The sequence below is a fragment of the Capnocytophaga periodontitidis genome, assembly GCF_016126015.1.
Lineage (GTDB): Bacteria > Bacteroidota > Bacteroidia > Flavobacteriales > Flavobacteriaceae > Capnocytophaga > Capnocytophaga periodontitidis.
Genome location: NZ_JAEFDB010000031.1, coordinates 1 through 2,375 on the forward strand (window position 1 = coordinate 1; position 2,375 = coordinate 2,375).

Below are 2,375 nucleotides of genomic sequence, written 5' to 3' on the forward strand. Positions count from 1 at the left end.
GTCTTCTACTTTTATGGGTTGTCCCCAAGGGTCAAAGTGTCTGCGCTCGGCTATATTGCCGTTCTCATCAGTGAGCATTACAATGCTTCCCAGATAGTCGCGGTGTAGGTAATAGAGTTTTGAAGTTTCACCGTCCGAAATAAGTATCGCAGGGGCACTATAGGCGTCACCGCCTAAGTAAAGTATAAACTTGGTGCTGTTATCGGTTTTGTTACATACTATCTCTACACTACCGTCGTGGCTGTAGTGTTTAAGCATTGGGCGTTTGGCTTTTTCTACTTCAGCATTGCCGTAATAGCAGTGTGAACGTTCGCCAAAGGCGTTATATTCAAAAGAAAATAAATTTTATTATTTTATTATTCTTAACATTTCTTTTTTTCTTTCATCATTTGGTACCCGTACTTGATGTGTATTGTATACATAAAAAACATAATCATATTTTTTACGCCTTTCGAAATTAGTTGCTATCAATATGAAACGTAAAGGGTAGAAAAATGTTTCTCTCTGTCTTAGTTCTTTAACTTTGTATTCAGAGATCTGTTCCTCTTTGTAAACATAAGCAACGTTCTTACCTAAGACAGCAATTTTTCCTGCATTTTGAGTATAAATTGTGTCTTTACTTTGTGCACCTACACAAAGATAGAAAAAAGAAAGTAATATTAAAAATAAAATCCTCATATTTTTTTTCATTTACTACTTGATAACCAAAAAGGATTATAAAATGGATATCTGAACATAGGGAGTCTCATATTAGTAGAATCATATGCTCCAATACGGTATTTCCATACGTCATATCTAAAGATATTCTCTCTTCCTATCACATAGGAATCTACTTTTTGTACAAAACCAGCTGTTACAATATCACTTGGACTATGTGATTCTATGTAATCTGCCTTTACACTATTAGGGTGAGTATGAAATCTTCCTATTGCACTATTAGGCTTAGTTGATGGAGTATGAAAATCTTTTCCTCTTCCTGATGAAGGATCTATTAAAACATCATCATTAGTAATCCAACCACCAAATTCCTTTTCCCTTGCAAAAGATCGTTGAGAAGCCGTACTGATTTTTCTATATTGTTTATAACTCCATTCTCCTCCTTCCTTTTTATATTGATTATAAGAATTTTTCATCTGGAGATTATATAAACCATAAGAAATTACCCCTCCTATAATTCCTGAGTAAAAAGCATTTTCAAAACTTTCTCCATATAGAATTGAGTTTGTAAAGCTACCACTCATACCTCCAGCAAAGGCTCCTCCAAACCCTCCAATATAAGATCCTATTGCTCCTCCAACAAATCCACTTATCATTCCATTTAAAAATCCTTTAAAGACATTATTTCCTCCCATTGCTGAAAATCCAGCTCCTGAAATACCACCTCCTACAGCTCCTCCTATTGAAGCACCTAATAATGCACCATTAGAAGATAAAGACCCTAGTCCTATAGCAGAAGCTACAGAACCTCCCACATAAGCACTTAAAGCACCTATAGCTGCACCTCCTAATATATAGCCCCAATTATCAGAATAATTCCATTTTATAGGATTAGCTTCCCCATTATTAGCTATTGTTCCTCCAGTATAAGCTCCTATCAAAGCTGCCGCTCCAACTACCCACCATAAAAATTCCCCATTCTCATCCACATACACCAGCGGGTTATTCAAACAATATCCATACCTATTAAAGTTTTGGGTGTTAAAAGGGTCTTGTACGTAGTTATCGGGTTGTAAGAAGCGGTGTAGCGCAGGGTCGTACAAACGAGCATTCATATTGATAAGTCCTACCGTTTGCAGGTGCTCGTGTCCTGTAAAACCACAGTCTAATAGGGTAAGTTTGTCTAAGGTGTTACCTGCGCCGTCTTCTACTTTTATGAGTTGTCCCCAAGGGTCAAAGTGTCTGCGCTCGGCTATATTGCCGTCTTCATCGGTGAGCATTACAATACTTCCGAGATAGTCGCGGTGTAGGTAATAGAGCTTTTGTGTCTCACCGTCCGAAATGAGTATAGCAGGGGCACTATAGGCATCACCTCCTAAGTAAAACACAAACTTGGTGCTGTTATCGGTTTTATTACATACTATCTCTACACTACCGTCGTGGCTGTAGTGTTTTAGCATTGAGCGTTTGGCTTTTTCTACTTCAGCATTACCGTAATAGCAATGTGAACGCTCGCCAAAGGCATTGTACAAATAGGTGATACGCTCAACTGCTCAGGACTTATTTTTCAATATTTCATATGTACTTAAATCACGATGCAAAGGTAGAAAAAAAAAATTAGTACCATCTATTAATCCTATCTAAAAAGTAATTGTAATTATACATTTTTAAAAAGAAACTTATAGGTTTTGCTTCATTTTTCATACTATAATACTCCA

Annotated in this window: 2 protein-coding genes and 1 pseudogene; all 3 read right to left on the reverse strand. The window is 36.8% G+C overall.

Translation table 11 applies throughout. The features are described from left to right. A pseudogene (locus I7X29_RS15130) lies at window positions 1-258 on the reverse strand (RHS repeat-associated core domain-containing protein); the annotation flags it as partial. 90 nt (window positions 259-348) lie between these two features. Next, window positions 349-690, reverse strand: a complete 342-nt coding sequence (locus tag I7X29_RS15135) for a hypothetical protein (protein ID WP_198475868.1) — start codon at window positions 688-690, stop codon at window positions 349-351. Continuing rightward, window positions 687-2,189: an RHS repeat domain-containing protein gene (locus I7X29_RS15580; protein ID WP_225883795.1), complete on the reverse strand. Its 1,503-nt coding sequence runs from the start codon at window positions 2,187-2,189 to the stop codon at window positions 687-689. The genes I7X29_RS15135 and I7X29_RS15580 overlap by 4 nt, the downstream gene beginning before the upstream one ends. Window positions 2,190-2,375 lie beyond the last annotated feature (186 nt).